The sequence below is a fragment of the Microcoleus sp. N9_A1 genome (genome assembly GCF_036701795.1).
Lineage (GTDB): Bacteria > Cyanobacteriota > Cyanobacteriia > Cyanobacteriales > Microcoleaceae > Microcoleus.
In genome coordinates, this window is sequence record NZ_JAUBRI010000055.1 from 28926 (window position 1) to 47364 (window position 18439).

At 44.6% G+C, this 18439-nt stretch carries 10 protein-coding genes and 1 pseudogene; 6 read left to right on the top strand and 5 right to left on the bottom strand.

Features of this window, described 5'->3' with window-relative positions; translation table 11 throughout:
• Positions 1–65 precede the first annotated feature (65 nt).
• From QUA58_RS22465 to QUA58_RS22475, 3 genes and pseudogenes are all read right to left on the bottom strand, one after another.
• The gene (locus QUA58_RS22465) at positions 66–935 is read right to left on the bottom strand and encodes an AAA-associated domain-containing protein (RefSeq protein WP_333254164.1); all 870 of its coding nucleotides are present in this window, start codon (positions 933–935) and stop codon (positions 66–68) included.
• Positions 933–1430, bottom strand: a pseudogene (locus tag QUA58_RS22470) (ABC transporter ATP-binding protein); the annotation flags it as partial. The gene QUA58_RS22465 and the pseudogene QUA58_RS22470, both read right to left, overlap by 3 nt.
• Positions 1431–2474: 1044 nt before the next feature.
• Positions 2475–2636 carry a hypothetical protein gene (locus QUA58_RS22475; protein WP_333254129.1) on the bottom strand — a complete coding sequence of 54 codons (162 nt, stop codon included), beginning with the start codon at positions 2634–2636 and terminating at the stop codon, positions 2475–2477.
• Between the two features lie 1094 nt (positions 2637–3730).
• On the opposite strand from QUA58_RS22475, the gene QUA58_RS22480 reads away from it, so the two are divergent.
• The 3 genes from QUA58_RS22480 to QUA58_RS22490 all read left to right on the top strand — a co-directional run bounded on the left by QUA58_RS22480 (position 3731) and on the right by QUA58_RS22490 (position 13385).
• Positions 3731–9178: a PAS domain S-box protein gene (locus QUA58_RS22480; protein WP_333396057.1), complete on the top strand. Its 5448-nt coding sequence runs from the start codon at positions 3731–3733 to the stop codon at positions 9176–9178.
• Between the two features lie 138 nt (positions 9179–9316).
• Positions 9317–12400 (top strand): response regulator, encoded by a 3084-nt coding sequence (locus QUA58_RS22485; RefSeq protein WP_333396059.1) that lies wholly within the window; start codon positions 9317–9319, stop codon positions 12398–12400.
• Between the two features lie 10 nt (positions 12401–12410).
• Complete coding sequence (locus QUA58_RS22490; protein WP_333254137.1) at positions 12411–13385, top strand: diguanylate cyclase; 975 nt, start codon at positions 12411–12413, stop codon at positions 13383–13385.
• Positions 13386–13719: 334 nt separating this feature from the next.
• Here the strand turns inward: QUA58_RS22490 and crcB are convergent, their stop codons facing one another.
• Positions 13720–14118, bottom strand: a complete 399-nt coding sequence (crcB, locus tag QUA58_RS22495; protein WP_333254139.1) for a fluoride efflux transporter CrcB — start codon at positions 14116–14118, stop codon at positions 13720–13722.
• Positions 14119–14347: 229 nt separating this feature from the next.
• On the opposite strand from crcB, the gene QUA58_RS22500 reads away from it, so the two are divergent.
• The 3 genes from QUA58_RS22500 (at position 14348) to aspS (ending at position 17750) form a co-directional block, all read left to right on the top strand.
• Positions 14348–14977, top strand: coding sequence for a macro domain-containing protein (locus QUA58_RS22500; protein ID WP_333396061.1), 630 nt, complete (start codon positions 14348–14350; stop codon positions 14975–14977).
• Positions 14978–15195: 218 nt separating this feature from the next.
• Positions 15196–15801: a hypothetical protein gene (locus QUA58_RS22505; RefSeq protein WP_333396064.1), complete on the top strand. Its 606-nt coding sequence runs from the start codon at positions 15196–15198 to the stop codon at positions 15799–15801.
• Positions 15802–15965: 164 nt separating this feature from the next.
• Positions 15966–17750: an aspartate--tRNA ligase gene (gene aspS / locus QUA58_RS22510; protein ID WP_333396066.1), complete on the top strand. Its 1785-nt coding sequence runs from the start codon at positions 15966–15968 to the stop codon at positions 17748–17750.
• A 499-nt stretch (positions 17751–18249) separates the two neighbouring features.
• Here the strand turns inward: aspS and QUA58_RS22515 are convergent.
• Positions 18250–18439, bottom strand: a 190-nt coding sequence (locus QUA58_RS22515) for a hypothetical protein (protein ID WP_333396068.1), incomplete at its 5' end; no start/stop codon positions are given.

Below are 18439 nucleotides of genomic sequence, written 5' to 3' on the forward strand. Positions count from 1 at the left end.
AATTGTTAATTGCTCATTGCTAGTAAATAACTAATAACTAATTACTGATGACTGCGGACTAATGACTACTGACCACTGACTACTGACCACTGACTACTGACTTCAGATTCTAAGAAGATTTCGCCGCCCGGTTCATCGTAACTGTATAACTCTGCATAGCGACCCCAGTCAATAGCAGTTTTCAATTGCCGCATTGCTTCTTGGGGGCTAAAGTGGGTTTCTAGAATATCCAAAATCAACTCTTCAGAAATGCGGTGATTGCGCTTGGCCTGAAGCATTCGAGAAATTTGCTGTACCAGGCGAATATTTTTGAGAATTTGGGTACGAACAATTTGTTTGCGCTGGTCAATTCCGCCGGCAATGAACTGAATACCAACTGGAGTTAAAAGGAGGTCGCCTTCTTGAATTACCAGAAATTCCATTAATTTTGCTGCTTCCACAATCGGCAAAATGTCGTCAACCTCTAACATTAATTCTTGACCGAGGCGGTAGAGGTCTTTCTCCTTGCGGTCTTCCAAGAGTTCCAACAGACCTGCGATCGCACCGGTTCGCACCTGCGGCAGAGATTGGTATTTAGCGCTTTGAGCCGGTTGAGGTTGAGACACATTAGTGGCACTTTGAGCAGGTGCTGTCACTGTTTCGCAGCTTAACTCTGGATTGGTGAGAATTTTGTAAACTTGGTCTACGAGAGCTTGGAATTGCGGTGTTTTGCGATCGCGGTAGTGCGGCAAAGTCACCGTCAATTCGGCGCGAATTCGCCCCGGGTTGCGGCCCAAGACTACAACGCGATCGGCTAAAATTACCGCTTCCTCAATCCCGTGAGTTACGATTAACACAGCTTGAGTCGGAATCTTTTTTTCCAGCCACAAATCTAATAACTCAAACCGCAAGTTTTCTGCTGTCAGCACGTCTAAAGCTGAAAACGGTTCATCCATGCAAAGCAATTCGGGTTCCACCGCGAAAGCTCTAGCAAATCCCACCCGCTGCCGCATTCCTCCAGAAAGTTCTTTCGGATAAGCATTCTCAAATCCGTCTAAACCGATAATGTTAATCATCTGCAAGGCTTTTTGCAGGCGCAGTTCGGGCAATTATCCTTTAGCTTTTAAGCCTAATTCTACATTTTCTAGTACCGTCAGCCAGGGATAAAGGGCAAAGTTTTGAAATACAATTGCCACTCCCGGATTTAAGCCGACTAAAGGACGATTGTGGTAGAGAACTTGACCGTCGGTGGGCGGGATAAGTCCGGCAATTATCCGCATTAATGTTGATTTTGCTGAACCGGAAGGGCCGAGTAAAGCTACTATTTCGCCCGCTCGGAGCTCTAAATTAATTGGCTCTAAAATAGAGATTTTTTGACCGTTGGGCTGCTGGTAAGACTTGCTAACTCGTTCTAAGGTAATGAGACCATCTGTTGTTGTTTTAACTACCACAATCCAACCTCCTATGTTTAGTTTAAATTTAGTTCTTAGTCAGTAGTCAGTAGTCAGTAATACGGCGTTAGTAGTCATTAGTTAAAAACTCTGGGAAACTGACAACTGATAACGGCTAATTGATACCTGTTTTGTAAAATAATGCAAGGGCAGGCAAGCCCAAACCATGATGCAGTCCGTGGGAGCCTCTCATATTTGTAAAAACACTTCTTCTGGCTCCTTCCTTCTGACTCTTTCCTCCTGCTCTTGGCTCCTGGCTCCTAACTCTAATTTCTAGCTTGGCTGCTTTCATTGAGATGCTCCCGTTGTCCGTCATTCTCAATCGAAAATCAAAAATGGTATGACTGCCGAGTATTCAGTCAATTTTCTGTGACAGACGATCGCTTTTTTACCCGCAACAAGACTGGAAGAGTAGAGAGTTGGATCGAAACTGAAAATACAACCAGCAAAATAATTGAGCGATGGTACCAAATTATCATCGCCCAACTGCCCAGAAATCAGTATTAGCCATAGCCTGTGTTAAAGATCCCATAGGCTGAACCTCTTTTGTCTGCAGGCACGAGTCAAGCTACGGCTGCTTTCAAAATTGATTCCTAAACTCCCCTACCTATACCCATAAAGTCATTCCTAGCAATCTCCCCTGCCCATTTCTGAACAATACCAAGGGGGCAAACAGTGAAGAAAAAATCACTGCAAACATCATGGTTAAGATGCCGATGCGATCGAACTTGCGGCCCAAAAATTAGGGCTGTGATCGCGCCAATCCCCATAACCCAAGCGTAAAATAGCGGAATCTGGCTGTCAAATGCGATCGCGCTTCTGTGGAAGTCAGTCGATTGGAGATTTGAGACTTCGGTGTGAGCGCTCAGTCGAAGGATTTGAGATTTTAGATTTACTCCACAGATGAATCTGCGAGCTGGAAAAAGAGTCTAAAATTTTTATCTCTCCACCACAGGAGTCGAGGGGCTTGTATTCGTTTTTAGGCGGCGTCAAAGGCAATGAAAGGAAAATCTCCATAGCCAGCCCCAATCAGCCCTAAAGCATCTAAAGAAACCCAAAACAGCCCCGGCCACCCTTCCCTTTGATTTCCAAAGCTCCTGCTTCAAAATCGCGGGGATTGAGATAAATTCGCTGAAGTACCAACAGCACTGTCAGCCCCAAAAAAGCTGGCACAGCCAAAATCGCAAAGCCGACTCGATCACCCAATTGCTTTGCCCGTGCGATCAGCTATCATCAATAGACCTCTTGCAAAAATAACTAGGATGGGCTCTCCGGCCCATCCCACAAAAAACATTTTTCCTTGTGGAACGGGCCGGAGAGCCCGTTCCAAAATTTGATTAAAAGGACTTTTGCAAGAGGTCTAATAACGACGCTGGCGATCGCTATTGGATACCGTGCCGTTGAGCGGCGTCTGACTCGATCAACCGCGAAATGTTAACTACGTAAATCCTTTCTTCTTCAGCGTCACGGGTTATACATATAAAGAAGTTTTGGGCAACAATTAGTTTGACAAATTATTACGTTGCTGTAGTCAAAAATTCATTAAAACTGTCAATATCACCGGCAGCATCTCAATGAAAGCAGCAAAGCTAGAAATTGGAGTTTTGAGGCAGGAGTCAGAAGGAAAGAGTCAGAAGGAAGGAGCCAGAAGAAGTGTTTTGACAAATATGAGATGCTCCCATATCACCTACCAGCAGTGATAGTGAATCCCATCGATCCAGCTATGCTTCCTGTTCAAACTGCCAATGTGTTGGGCTGAGATTTAGACTCTCAGATCAAATCAAGGAACAGGGAACAGGAAAACCATTTTATGTAGGAATGGGTCTCAAAAGCTGCATCTGAATAGTGTAGAATTATAACAAACCAGATGGGACATTACAAGGTGCGTATTGTGGGATAAAAATTCTCTGCGATCTTAATTTTATTACGGAATGTTTAAACTTGTATCTTTTCCTTAACCGTTTTATATTCTTTACCAAATCTTTATTTTTTTTTTTCTAGAGTCCTGTTATTCTTGCTTCAAGCGAGCTTACAGCACTTTGCAACAAGAGTGAAATACCCTTTAGTTAAAAAAAGAGGTCTTTATGACGCACTGCCCCTGCTGGTCGAATCAAATGCTGCGTTAATGAACAACATTCTTTACCGATGGAATTTAACAGCTCAACTTAGGGTATAAAGTTTAGAAACGGCCTTATCGCTAACGGGTTTTTAGGCTAAAAATTTAGTTTTTTTGCATAATTAAATTACCCAATTATCGCCCCAAAAATTGAAGAAAGCTCTATTCATCTATCGCTTAATTTATGGTGAACCCTCGACTCAACGTAATTATAAGTTTAGACCAAACACCACTTAAACGATTGCTACCTCTTTTGCTTGGTGTGGTGGCTTCTCTTGCTGTTTTATTTACGTGGCAACAGCTAACCATCAACGGAAAAATTCACATCGAGCAGTTAATTCAGCACGAAGCCAATGCGATCCAGTCACAACTGAGCCAAGAATTATCAACTCGGATGCTGACACTTCGGCAAATGGCGAATCGCTGGCAAGTCAATGGCGGTACACCAAAGGCTCTTTGGGAAGCCGATGCTGATGCTTATGTCAAGGATTTCTACGGTTATCAGGCGATCGAATTGGTCGATCCATCATTTAAAGTGCGATCGGTTGTGCCACTGGCTGGAAATGAGGCAGTGCAAAACCTAGATTTTAATCGGGAATTGCGTAGCAAAATCACTTTGCAGGTGTCTCGTGATTTACGTCAACCTATCTTAAGTGGCAATATTTCACTTGTTCAAGGTGGTCAAGGATTTATAGCAAGTGTTCCTTTATTTGTAGGGGAGCGGTTTGATGGGTTTATTGTCGGAGTTTTTTCATTTAAAACTCTATTTGAAAGTATTTTAAAAGTTTCCCCGAATTACAATTTGGCTATTTATTATGGCAGAAATTTGATCTACGGTCAAGAGGTTTTATCTCAACATTCAAAGCCCAAAATGGTTGTGGTCAGAGCCTATTATGCAGACTGGCGAATAGAAGTTTGTCCAACTTCAGCCTTAGTAGAAGAGGTAAAATCTCATTTACCAATAGTGGTGTTAATTGGTGGCTTGATTTTAGTTTGGCTGCTTATGTTGGTGGTGTATCTCGCACAAGTTAGTTATCGCAAAGTCCATCAATTCAAAAAAGCAAATCGCCAGTTACAATGGGAAATTAACCAGCGACAACAGGCAGAAATTACGATCGCCCGACTAGCTGCGATCGTTGAATCTTCGGAAGATGCCATTATCAGCAAAGATTTAGAGGGTGTAGTTACAAGTTGGAATGTAGGAGCAGAAACAATTTTTGGCTATACAGCGGTCGAAATAGTAGGGCAATCAGGGACAAAACTGATTCCTGCAGACTATCGAGATGAGGAAAACGAAGTTCTCACCAAAATCCAGCGAGGAGAACGCATCGAACACTACGATACAAAGAGGCTGAGCAAAGATGGAACATTAATCGATGTCTCAATGAGTGTCTCCCCCATTAAAGACGAAACAGGGAATATAATTGGAGCCTCAAAGATTGCCCGGAATATTGCTGACCGCAAACAAGCAGAAGCAGCCCTACGTCAAAGTGAAGAACGCTGGGAACTGTCTGTACGCGGGAATAATGACGGCATTTGGGATTGGAATGTTCAAACCAACGAGATATTCTTGTCTAGTCGCTCGAAGGAAATCCTGGGCTATGAAGACCACGAAATCCAAAACCTTGTAGACGAATGGGCTAATCTGGTACATCCCGATGATTTGGGATGGGTGATGCAAGCCGTTCAAGACCATTTTGCCAAGAAAACTCCTTTCTATCTCACAGAACATCGCGTTCGCTGCAAAGATGGTTCCTATAAATGGATTTTCGATCGCGGTCAGGCACTTTGGGATGATGCAGGTAATGTAATTCGGATGGCTGGCTCTCACACCGACATTACGGAGCGCAAGCAAGCTGAAGTTGCTTTACAGGTCAGCGAAGCCAGATATCGGCAATTAATCGATAACTTAAATGCGGGTTTTGTAATTCATGCGATAGATACAAGCATCCAATTATGTAATGAAACGGCCGGTGAATTACTAGGGCTTTCAATGGATCAAATGCTGGGAAAAACCGCCATATCGCCGGCCTGGCATTTTGTGCGGGAAGATGGCAGCGTTATGCCCCTAGAGGAATATCCGGTTAATCAGGTTTTATCCACTGGAAGTTCCCTCAAAAATTATGTTTTAGGAATTAATAAAGAAATTGATAATTGTACTTGGGTGTTAGTTAATGCCTACCCTGAGTTAGATACAAATGGTCAATTAAACCAAGTTGTAGTTACGTTTATTGATATTAGCAAGCGCAAAAAAGTAGAGCAGGAAATCCAAAAAACTCGCAATTTCTTACAAGCACTGCTGGATAATTTACCGGTTGCGGTTTTTGTTAAGGACGCACAGCCTGAAAGGTTTGGCGTATTTCAGTTTTGGAATAAAACCAGCGAACTGTTATTTGGCATCTGGGCCGAACAAGCGATCGGCAAAAGTGGCTATGATTTTTTCCCAACCGAACAGGCTATCTTTTTTGACCAAAAGGATAGAGAAGCCTTTGAGAAAGGTAAGACTGAGGATATTCTCGAAGAAATCATTGACAGTCATTGTCTGGGAAAACGTTGGCTGCATACTGTGAAGATTCCCATTTACGACGCGCAGCATCAGCCCCATTACCTACTTTGTTTTTCCCAAGATATCACCGATCGCAAACACGCAGAAGCAGAGCGTAGAGAAATGAGTGAGGTGATGCAAAATGCGGTGTCTGGCATTTCCAAACTGGATGTACAAGGGCGTTACCTGTATGTGAATAAAGCTTATGCTGACATGACAGGCTATCAGCCAGAAGAAATGATGGGGATGTCCTGGGAAAAGACCGTATATCCTGATGAGTTGGAAAAAGTGCTGGCAGCTTATTGGCTGATGGTGGAAGAGGGCAGAGTTGAAGTTGAAACGAAAGGGGTTCGTCAAGATGGTTCAGTTTTTTACAAACAAATGGTGATGATTTCAACTTACGACGAACAGCATCAATTTTTGGGGCATTACTGCTTCATGAAAAATATTAGCGATCGCAAAAAAGCCGAACTTGCATTAGAACAAGAACTCCTGCGGAGTAAAACACTTTTCAACACTTCAATGGATGGTGTGGTGATCATGAATCGCCTCGGAAAAGTCGTCGAAGCCAGCCCCACTTTTGCGCGGATGCTGGGTTACAGCCTAGAAGAAACCCTGAATCTAAGTGTCTTTGATTGGGATGCTCAATTGACAAAAGAAGAAGTACAGCTTTTCATCATCAGAGACGAGATTATTCCTCTGTTTCAGACGCGACATCGCCGCAAAGATGGTTCCGTCTATGATGTGGAAATTAGCTGGACTCGGGTTGAATTAGAATGTGAAATGATGAACTTCTGTATCTGCCGGGATATCACCGAACGCAAACAAGCGGAAATTGATTTACAAATCTCTCAAGCGCGATTTGCTGGAATTTTAGACATTGCCAGCGATGCCATCATTTCTATCAATACCAATCAGCAAATTACTCTGTTTAACAAAGGAGCAGAACGAATTTTTGGTTACGCGGCTGAGGAAGTTTTAGGGAAACCCCTGGCGATGTTGATGCCCTCGCGCTTTGCAGAGGTTCACCATAATCACATCGGCGAGTATACTCACAATGCAGGCTATGCAAGGCAAATGGCAGAGCGAGGAGCCATTTTAGGACGGCGCAAAGATGGTACAGAGTTTCCGGCAGAGGCTTCGATTTCCAAGATCGAGATCAACGGTGAAATTATTTTTACTACCTTTCTGCGAGATATTACGGCTCGACAACAGGCAGAGGAAGCTCTGCGCTATCAGAAAGAGATGTTTCAGGCGATCGTTGATAATATCCCAGTGATGATTGCTTTGTTTAACGGGCAAGGTCAAATGGAATTGCTCAACCCGGAATTTGAAACAATTTTAGGTTGGTCCCTAGAAGATTGGCAGCAAAAAAATATCTTAGCTGAGTGTTATCCTGACCCAGTTGATCGTCAAAGTGTCGGGGACTTTATGTTATCAGCAACCGGCAAGTGGCAAGATATGAAAACACTGACTGCTACCGGACAGCAGTTAGAGACATCTTGGGCAAACGTGCGGCTTTCGAGCGGGCATTTTTTGGGCATTGGGCAAGATATTAGCGATCGCAAACGCAAAGAACTGGCACTGCTGCACGCAATGGAAGCCGCAGAAGCAGCAAACTTTGCAAAAAGTACCTTCCTAGCCAATATGAGCCATGAATTACGCACTCCCCTCAACGTGATTCTAGGATTTGCCCAGGTGATGACCCATGACCCCTGCCTAACTCCCAACCAAAAAGAAGACCTGCAAACAATTCGTCGCAGTGGCGATCACCTCTTAAGTTTGATTAACGATGTGTTGGATCTCTCGAAAATTGAATCGGGACACTGCACAGTTGAAGATAGCGGGTTTGACTTAATTGCGCTGCTGAATTCCCTCCGAAATATGTTGGCGGAACGAGCAAGTTCTAAAGGACTTGACCTTTGTTTCGAGATTGCGCCAGAAGTTCCCCAATTTATGCTTGCCGATGCTCAAAAACTGCGCCAGGTTTTGCTCAATCTGCTGAGTAATGCCATCAAATTTACCGATCGCGGAAGCATTACTTTGCACGTCAGCATTGAGGCTTCCGGTACAGTGGCATTGACCACAACTCTGCCGATTCTCCAGTTTGTAGTCACTGACACAGGTTTAGGGATTGCATCGGTTGAGATCCCTACCATCTTCGATGCGTTTGTGCAAGCCCAAGCTGGGAAGCGATCGACCGGCGGTACTGGGCTAGGTCTAACCATTAGCCGCAAATTGTTGGAACTCATGGGCGGAGAAATTTCTGTCAGCAGCACTCTGGGACAGGGGAGTACCTTCACCTTTACCCTTCCCGTCAGCCCAATCAGTGGAGTTAATATCACACCCGAAGAGAATAATCGCCTCGTGATTGGGCTGGCTCCCGGTCAACGGGATCATCGCATTTTGGTGGTTGACGATCAAGCAGACAATCGCTTGCTAATGGTCAGATTACTGACACAATTAGGATTAGAGGTAAAAGAAGCTACCAACGGAGAGGAAGCGGTGCAGATTTGGCAAGAATGGCAACCCGACCTAAGCTGGATGGACATTCGGATGCCCGTGTTAGATGGATACGAAGCTACCAAGCAAATTCGGGCAATCGAAGGCGAGCAGAACAGTATCATTATTGCACTTACGGCCCAGGCTTCCCAGAGCGATCGCGCCCTCGCCTTGGCTGCTGGCTGCAACGACTACATCAGCAAGCCCTTCCGGGAACAAACCCTATTTCTCAAGATGGCCGAATACCTGGGGTTAGAGTATGTATATCAGAAAGAAGAAACAGAGAACGGGGAACGGGGAACAAATTGTGTTCCTTCTTTCCTCTGTTCTGTTGCCTCTGGGGTTTCAGATTCCCTCGATCCAACGCTTCTGGCGACCTTACCAGAAGTATGGCTGGTTCAGTTGGAAGATGCTGCTTTATGTGGGGATGATGTTGCGATCGTTGAACTGGTAGCTCAACTTTCCTCAGAACTCGCTCAATTCGGTACTCATCTGACGGAACTCGCCAACCAGTATCAATTTGAGAAAATCATTAATCTAATTCAAGGTAATTTCCCAAGTGGAATTCCTCCATTGGATTTATAAGTTGTTGTTTAGTTAAACGTTTTATTAGGACTATGGAATTAGGAACAGCCAACAAAAATACAATCTATTTAGTGGCAACTGTTGAACAAAACCTCCTTAGTTTTTATTTAAGATTACTGCTCTAAAATCCCTCATAAAATGACCAAATTCTCCCAAATTACTCCTTTAAATTTAACAAGTTTAGAGGAATGCACCGAAGAATCCGTGTATGCTCCCGGTCAGATTCAGCCCCACGGAATCGTTTTATTGATGCAAGGAAACAGCCTCAATATTTTACAAGCTAGCGAAAATGTAGAACAGTTTTTTGGCATTTCTGCCGAAGAATTGCTAGGTCAGCCATTGCCAGATTTATTGGGTCACGATCAAGTACAAGAAATTGTCAGGTATCTAAATCAAGAACAACTCAACATTCATAATAGTTTTGATCTAAAAATACCTCTAAAAGACGGCAAAATTCAAACATTTAGAAGCACACTGCATCAGCTACCCGATGAGTTGATTCTGGAGCTCGAGCCCCAATTGACAATTGAAAATAATCATTCAATCGATTTTTATCAGCTTCTGCAAACAGTTATCCTCAACCTTCGCAGTGCGATCGATCTTTCGGATTTAGCTCAAACTATTGCTAGAGAAGTGAAAGCCCTGACCGGGTTCGATCGCGTGATGATTTATCGCTTTGAAGCCGATGACCATGGGGTGGTGATTGCTGAACAGAAAGAAAGCTATCTAGAAAGCTACCTGGGATTGCATTACCCGGCGATCGATATTCCCGTACCCGCCCGCAAATTGTTTTACCGCAATTGGATACGCCAAATTCCCAATATCAATTACACTCCGGCCCGCCTAATTCCCACCAACCATCCCCTAACCAATACACCCCAGGATCTAAGTGCTTGTGTGTTAAGGGGAGTATCTCCCTACCACATTGAATATTTGCAGAATATGGGAGTTGCTGGGACACTGACGATTTCGTTAATTGACGATCGGCGTCTCTGGGGATTAATTGCCTGTCACCATTACAGCCCGCGATTGGTAGATTACGAAACTCGCAAAACCTGTGAATTTTTAGGCCAATTTGCCTCGATCGAACTGGTACATCAGCAAGAGCGAGAATTGAACGTTTACCGATCGCAGGCGAAAACTATTCAGGATCAACTTCAGCAGGCATTCCGGCGAGATTCTAATTTTATCGAACAGGTATTGACCGAAAATGCTTCTCAACTGCTAGATTTAGTTCATGCTCAGGGAGCTGCAATTATGCTCGATGGTCGTCTGACCTTGGTGGGTCAAACACCATCTGAAGCTGAGGTTGACGAACTCCTGCAATGGTTGCTGGAACAGAACAAAGAACGAGTGTTTGCAACAGCTTCTTTGTCTCACTTGTATCCCCAAGCGAAGCAATTCAAAGAGCGAGCTAGCGGTGTTTTAGCAATCTCAATCTTGCTATGCTACGCCAAACAAAAGTCATACCACATCCTTTGGTTCCGACCAGAACAAATTCAAACCGTAAACTGGGCAGGAAATCCACAGGATGCTGTCTCGATCGACGAAATTGGAAAAATGCACCTGTGTCCCCGCAAATCCTTTGAAGTGTGGAAAGAGACAGTGCGGGAGATGTCTTATCCGTGGCAGATTGCAGAGTTAGAAGCTGCTGCCGAAATGAGACATATCCTCATGCTGGCGGTGTTAGAATTTTCGCAAGCTGCCCTAGAACACGCTGCTGAAAGGGCAGCAATAGCCAACCGTGCCAAAAGCCAGTTCCTTGCGAACATGAGCCACGAGCTCAGAACGCCACTCAACGCCATTCTGGGATTTACCCAGCTTATGAACCGCAGCCCCTATATTCCAGAAGAATTTCAAGAGCATTTAGGGATCATTACCCGTAGTGGAGAACACCTGCTGACATTGATCGACGATGTTTTGCAAATGTCTAGGATTGAAGCAGGGCAATTGGTGCTGAGTAAAAGCTGTTTTAATCTGCATCGACTGCTGGGTTCTATTAACGAGATGTTCACCATCAAAGCGCCTGAGAAAGGGTTACATCTGAGCAGCGAGTGGGATGCTACTGTCCCCCGTTATGTCTGTGGTGATCAAGCAAAACTTCGCCAAATCTTGATTAATCTGCTGGGAAATGCGATCAAATTTACAACAACAGGAAGCATAGCCCTGCGCGGACGAGCTTTTTCATCAGATGATATGCCATCCGGTACAATTGGCGATCGCGTCACTAATCCACCCGGTATTAAACCAACTATTACCTTGTGTGTCGAAGTTGAGGATACCGGAGCTGGCATTTCTTCCTCAGATTTAGAATCAATTTTTGACGCTTTCATGCAAACCAATCGCGGTCGTCACGATCGAGGAACAGGTTTAGGACTGTCTATCAGTCGTCAGTTTGCGCGTCTGATGGGAGGCGATATCACCGTGCGAAGCACCCTGGCTCAAGGCTCGACTTTTACGTGCAAAATTGTTTTGGAATTACCAGATTCCGTTGATTTAGAGGAACCTGAAATTAGCGATCGGATTATCGGACTGGAACCTGGGCAACCTATCTACCGAATTCTAGTAGTAGAAGACGTTCCAGAAAATAGGCAACTGCTGGTGACGCTGCTGGAGTCAGTTGGGTTTGATATATGTGCGGTGGAAAATGGGGTAGAGGCGATCGCTCGTTGGCAAACATGGCACCCTGATCTGATTTTGATGGACATTCAAATGCCTGTCATGGATGGTTATGAAGCGACGAGACAGATTCGATCACAACAGTCATTAGTCATTAGTCATGGGTCATCAGCAGACACGAGAGAGCAAATGTCACAGGACAACAGACCAATGACACGCATCATTGCCCTGACTGCCTATGCTTTTGAAGACGATCGCACCGCCAGCATGGAAGCCGGTTGCGATGACTACATTGCCAAGCCGTTTACTGAAGCCACACTTTTCGACAAAATAGCTCATCACTTGGGTGTCCGCTACTCCTACGCCGAAGAAGTTCCGCCAGAGTCATCAGCTTCGCCACCAAAGATATTTACTCCAGACTTGAAAACGATGCCCGCCAAGTGGATTGCAGAAGTTCATGAAGCAGCACTCGATCTTAGTGATAATAAGCTTTATGAACTGATCGCTCAAATTCCCAAGGATCAACAAGATTTCATCGCGGCGATGACATCTCTGGTCGATAACTTTCAGCTTGAAGCGATCGCAACTCTCACCCAGATTTAGGAATAAGACCATGACAGCTTTATTCAAACTTGCGGCCCAAACGAATATTCTCATCGTGGATGATACGCCAGACAATTTGCGCTTGTTAGCCAAAATTCTAGAGTCACAGGGCTATATTGTCCGTAAAGCCCTCAACGGCAGAATGGCACTCCAAGGTATTCATCGCGACCCACCGAATCTGATTTTACTTGACATCAATATGCCCCAGATGAATGGGTACGAAGTCTGCCAAAAGTTAAAAGCATCGGAAGCGAGTGATCAGATCCCGGTTATTTTTATCAGTGCGCTCGAACAACTGGAAAACAAGGTTCGAGCCTTTGAACTGGGTTGTGTAGACTATATTACCAAACCCTTTCAAGAGCAGGAAGTGCTGATGCGAGTAAAAAATCAATTACTCATCCAACAGCAACGCCAACAACTGCTCGAACAAAATCAACGTTTAGAACACGAAATCCAAGAACGTCTGAGAGCAGAAGCAGAAGTAAGGCAGCTATCCGTGACCGATGAATTAACTGGATTATATAACCGACGAGGCTTCTTTTTACTAGCCAATCAACAATTAAAAATTGCTCGACGCACGCAAACATCCTATTTTATTTTGTTCGCTGACTTAGATGGTTTGAAAAAGATTAACGATACTTTAGGACACGAAATGGGAGACAGAGTAATCGTTGACGCAGCTCAAATATTGAAGCAAACCTTTCGTGAGGCGGATATTGTGGCTCGACTGGGAGGAGATGAATTTGCTTTATTTATTCCTAACTTTTCGGGTGATTCATCTACTAATTTCCATTCTCGACTGGAAGAAAATATAGATCGCTTTAATCAACAGTCCGAGCGAGCTTATATATCAATAAGTCTTGGTGTGGAGTTTGGGGATTTAAACAATGAAGTTTTATTAGAACAATTGCTGGCCAAGGCTGACAAACTAATGTACGAGCATAAACGCACCAAACGCTGTTTAAATCCTCAACCGTTCTTTTGAGAACAAGGATATCGGAGCGCCATAAGCATTATTTATTAAACGTGAGAGCAACCGAGAAAGAGTAAACTGAAAACAAGATAAGGAAACAGCTTGAAGACTTTAGCGCCTCAGCCGGAAAACACGATGCAGTACACATCATCACACATAGACCTGACAAGGTAGCAGCCCAGTTAAAACCCCTCACTATATTAGGTTAAGGGTGTGAAAAAAAGATGTAGTCGGTATTGTCCAGAACCTCGATATCAAATTGACAGACTGATGCTGTATGGGTTGGGTGTTTGCCTACAATTGCATTCTTTTTTTAACTGGTATTATTTTCACAAATCGATGTTATCTATTTACCAATTCGTGCTAAAATGATGCCAAACTGAACGGCGATTACTCCGAGTATGGCACTGCCAGCCCAGTAAAAAGTGGCGATGCTGTAAGATCGATCGCGCCACAAGACATTTGACTCTAAGCCGTAAGTCGAAAAAGTAGTATAAGCGCCCAAAAATCCCGTCGCAACCATTAACCGGACTTCCGTCGGAACCGCCGGCACCCGTTCAAAAGCGAGGGTGATAAAAAATCCCATAGCCAAGCAACCCGTGATGTTAATAAAAAAAGTTCCGTAGGGAAAAGCCGTACCGAAACGATTGGCAAACCACAAGGTGATATAATATCGGCTCAAAGCGCCGGCAACGGCACCTAAACTAATTGCGATCGGGTGGCGGAGATTGGGGTATTGCTGCATACAGCTCTTGGACATTTGCTAGTTGAAATTGAGATGAGTTTTAGATTCAGCGGACTTATGTAAAGTATTGTAGGATTAAATTGGCGATCGGTCTATAGCAATCCTTACAGGAGTCGTAAACTTTTTACCCCACCCCAACCCTCCCCTTATCAAGGGGAGGGAGTAAGAAATTCACAAATGATTTAGGAGCGCTCTAGCTGTTCGCAATTAAAATTAAGAGAGAGTATTTATGCAAATTGTGCTGGCTACCTTAGACGATGGTTTAGTTAGAGCGTGGGAAAGCACTTGCGGCAGTATGGAAAATGTAAAGATACATCACGGTTCAATATTTGATGTGAAATGCGATGCTATTGTTAGTCCGGGGAATAGTTTTGGTTTCATGGACGACGGCTTAGATTTAGAAATTTCGGAATATTTTGGAGGGCAGGTTCTTGAACGCTTGCAAAAACTAATTCAGGCGCGACATCACGGCGAACTCTTAGTAGGAATGGCAGAAATTGTAGACACCCATCATGCTGAAATCCCCTATTTAATCGCTGCACCAATTATGCGCGTTCCCACAGTTTTAAGAGAAACAGTAAATGTTTATCTAGCAACCCGCGCAATTTTGACTCTCGTAAAATTTGGCTCAGTCCCAGATGGAACGCCAGTCAAACATATCATTGAAACTATCGCTATTCCGGGCATGGGTACGGGAATGGGCAAAGTGCCTCCACATATCTGCGCCAATCAAATGAAAGTTGCGCTCGAAGATATCCTCTTATCTCAATACGAATTTCCTCAATCTTTACTGCACGCTCAAAGATGTCACCACTTGTTATATACGGACGAGAGCGAAGATTTGCAGTTAGAAAATTGAAACTATTAAATTGGCCCGTTTTATTGTGTGGAGAAACCAAGTTTATTAGTGTGTGTTTTTTTAGGTATAGAGACTGATCACACATTTAAGTGCGCTAAACCGTACCTGTAAGTGGGCGGTATCCGACAGGCCGCTTCAATGCTAAAATGTTAGAATGAATTCTGGCGCTATAAATACAAAGTCCATTCCCACCGGATTTAAGAAAGGAGATAATTGATATGACAGATCCAAATGTGACTGAAACAACAATTGTAGAGGTAACTCCCGAAACGACGGCGATCGTCAAACAAGAGATGCCCGACGCGACTGATGAGGCGATCGCAGAAACTGCGGCTTTGTTTGAATCAATCAAAAAACGCGCCACGGCCGAATTTCAAGCCGCCGGCGAACTCACCCGCGAAGCTTATTTGAAAGCTGTGACGAAAGCCAGTGACGCGATCGACGAAAATAAGTCAACCGCCAAAGAAAGAATGACAGAAGCAGTCAGCCTGATTAAAAAAGAATCCGAGAAAAATTGGCTGGTAATTGATGCGATTAAAACGCGGGCACAAGCGCAGGTACAAGATGCCGGCGAAGTCAGCCGCGAAGCTTATTTGAAAGCAGTGCGACAAGCGCGAGAAGCGGTGGAACAAAATAAATTGGTTGAACGCGATCGCATCGAACAAGCTGTTGACCACATTCAGAAACAAACTGAAAAAAATTGGCACGTTGTGGTTGGGGAAATTGAGTCGCTAGGGACTCGCTTGAAAGAGACGGCGAAGTCTGCATGGAGCGCGCTAACGGCGTTTGTTGAGAAGTCTCGCAACAATGGCGGCGATTCCTAGCAAGATTGGACACAATCTGGCGATGTTTGCGCTACAGCCCGCCCGCCTGGTTTCAAAACCGGGCGGGCGGGCTAATAGCGATCGCCCTTTAATTTGCATTCAGCAAAAGGTTCAGCCATACTGCATAATAAAAAAGCTTTATTTTTAGTCCAAAACCCCGAACCATGAGAACTTACTACTGCGGCGACCTGCGAAGCAAACATATCGGAGAGACTGTCACCCTTTACGGCTGGGTGGATCGCCGCCGCGATCATGGCGGAGTGATTTTTCTCGATGTGCGCGATCGATCGGGTATTGTGCAAATTGTCAGCGATCCTGAACGCACCCCCGATTCCTATCACGGGGCTGAGGCTTTACGCGGCGAATACGTGGTGAAAATTACAGGGCGAGTCAGCCACCGCCCCGAAGATTCCCTCAACCCGAAATTGCCTACGGGTGAGGTGGAAATTTATGCTGACGAAATTGAGTTGTTAAATGCGGTACGCAAGCTGTTACCGTTTCAGATTTCCACTGCGGATAATGAAAATGTGCGGGAAGATTTGCGGCTGAAATATCGGTATTTGGACTTGCGGCGCGATCGTATGAGTCGCAACTTGCAACTTCGCCACCAAGTTGTCAAAGCTATGCGCCGCTACCTGGAAGATGTCGGCAATTTTATGGAAATTGAAACGCCGATTTTAACTCGATCGACTCCCGAAGGTGCCAGAGATTATTTAGTTCCCAGCCGCGTCAATCCCGGCGAATGGTATGCTTTGCCGCAGTCGCCGCAGTTGTTCAAACAATTGTTAATGGTTTCGGGATTCGACAGATACTATCAAATTGCCCGCTGTTTCCGCGATGAAGATTTGCGCGCCGACAGACAGCCGGAATTCACGCAATTAGACATGGAAATGAGTTTCATGTCTTTAGAAGAAATCCTGGAATTAAACGAAGGTTTAGTTTGCCAAATTTTCCAAAGTGTCAAAGGCGTAGAATTGCCGCGTCCTTTCCCGCGTTTGACTTACGCCGAAGCAATGGATCGCTACGGTAGTGACAAACCGGATACTCGTTTCGGTATGGAATTAATCGATGTTTCCGATTTGATGAAAGATTCGGGATTTAAGGTGTTTTCTGGGGCGATTGCTGCGGGCGGAATTGTGAAGATTTTGCCGATTCCGGGGGGGAATGAGGCTTTTTCTAATGAACGGATTAAAAAAGGCGATTTGTTTAAGGAAGCCACAGAAGCCGGTGCGAAGGGATTGGCTTTTATCCGGGTGCGGGAGAATGGCGAAATTGATACGATCGGCGCAATTAAGGATAATTTGACAGAGGCTCAAAAACAGGAATTGCTCGATCGCACTGGGGCGCAACCGGGTCATTTGTTGTTATTTGCAGCAGCCGATGAAATCACTGTCAATAAGACTTTGGATAGATTGCGTTTGTTCGTCGGTAACGAATTGGGACTGATTGACAAAGAGAAGATGAATCTGCTGTGGGTGACGGATTTCCCGATGTTTGAATGGAACGCTGACGAGAAGCGTTTAGAAGCTATCCATCACCCGTTTACTGCGCCGCATCCTGACGATATTCACGATTTGAAGACCGCGAGGGCTCAAGCTTACGACTTGGTGTTAAACGGCACGGAAGTGGGCGGCGGTTCTCTGCGGATTTATCAGCGGGATGTTCAGGAAAAGGTGTTTGAGGCGATCGGTTTATCGACTGAGGAAGCTTACAATAAGTTCGGCTTTTTGTTGGATGCGTTTGAGTACGGAACTCCGCCCCACGGCGGGATTGCTTACGGTTTGGATCGGTTGGTGATGCTGTTGGCGGGGGAGGATTCGATTCGCGATGTGATTGCGTTTCCGAAGACGCAGCAGGCGGGTTGTTTGCTGACGAATGCGCCTGCTGGGGTGGATGACAAGCAGTTGAAGGAGTTGCAAGTGCGATCGACTTACGTACCGAAAACATAGGTATGTAAAATACCTTCAATGAATAGTGGATGGGTGGCGAGAAACCGGGTTTTTTCCAGAATACTTCGCCACACCTCCCCGAAACTGCCAAAAACCCGGTTTCTTTGGTTTAGAAATCTTACAAAACATTTTAGCAGATAATATTGATGGGTAGAAAACGCGATATTAAACAGGTTGATGCGATCGCTAGGGAGTTTAAGATGGGAGGTGAATTAAGGATTGCTTTTGGTTTATTCATTGAGGAATAAAAGAAAAATGGTTGTGGTGGAACTTTAAACCGTAGAGGCGATTTTACCTAGGTCGAACTCCGCCAGAAAGCAAAAGAATTTTTAGAGGATATTTAAATGGCTATTCAAACATCTATTGCTAATCAGAAGCCAAATATCGAGCCAATTATTTCAGTCATTACTAAACCAATTATCGGAGAAATTTGTCATCAGGTTATATTTAGTTATGGGGATGAATTACGGCTACATTTCGGTGAGATGTCTGCCTATACTCACCCAAAATTAGCACATCTATGCAAAGGTAGTTGGCAATTTGGCACAAGGGCAACACCTTGGGTTTTCAAGCAAGGCGATCGAATCTTAACTTCTTCCTTGCCACTATTTCGGGCTTGCTGAATCAGTGGTTGAAGTAAACACGGTATGGATTTTCGGACGAATAAAGGCAGTAATGGTGCAAGAAAA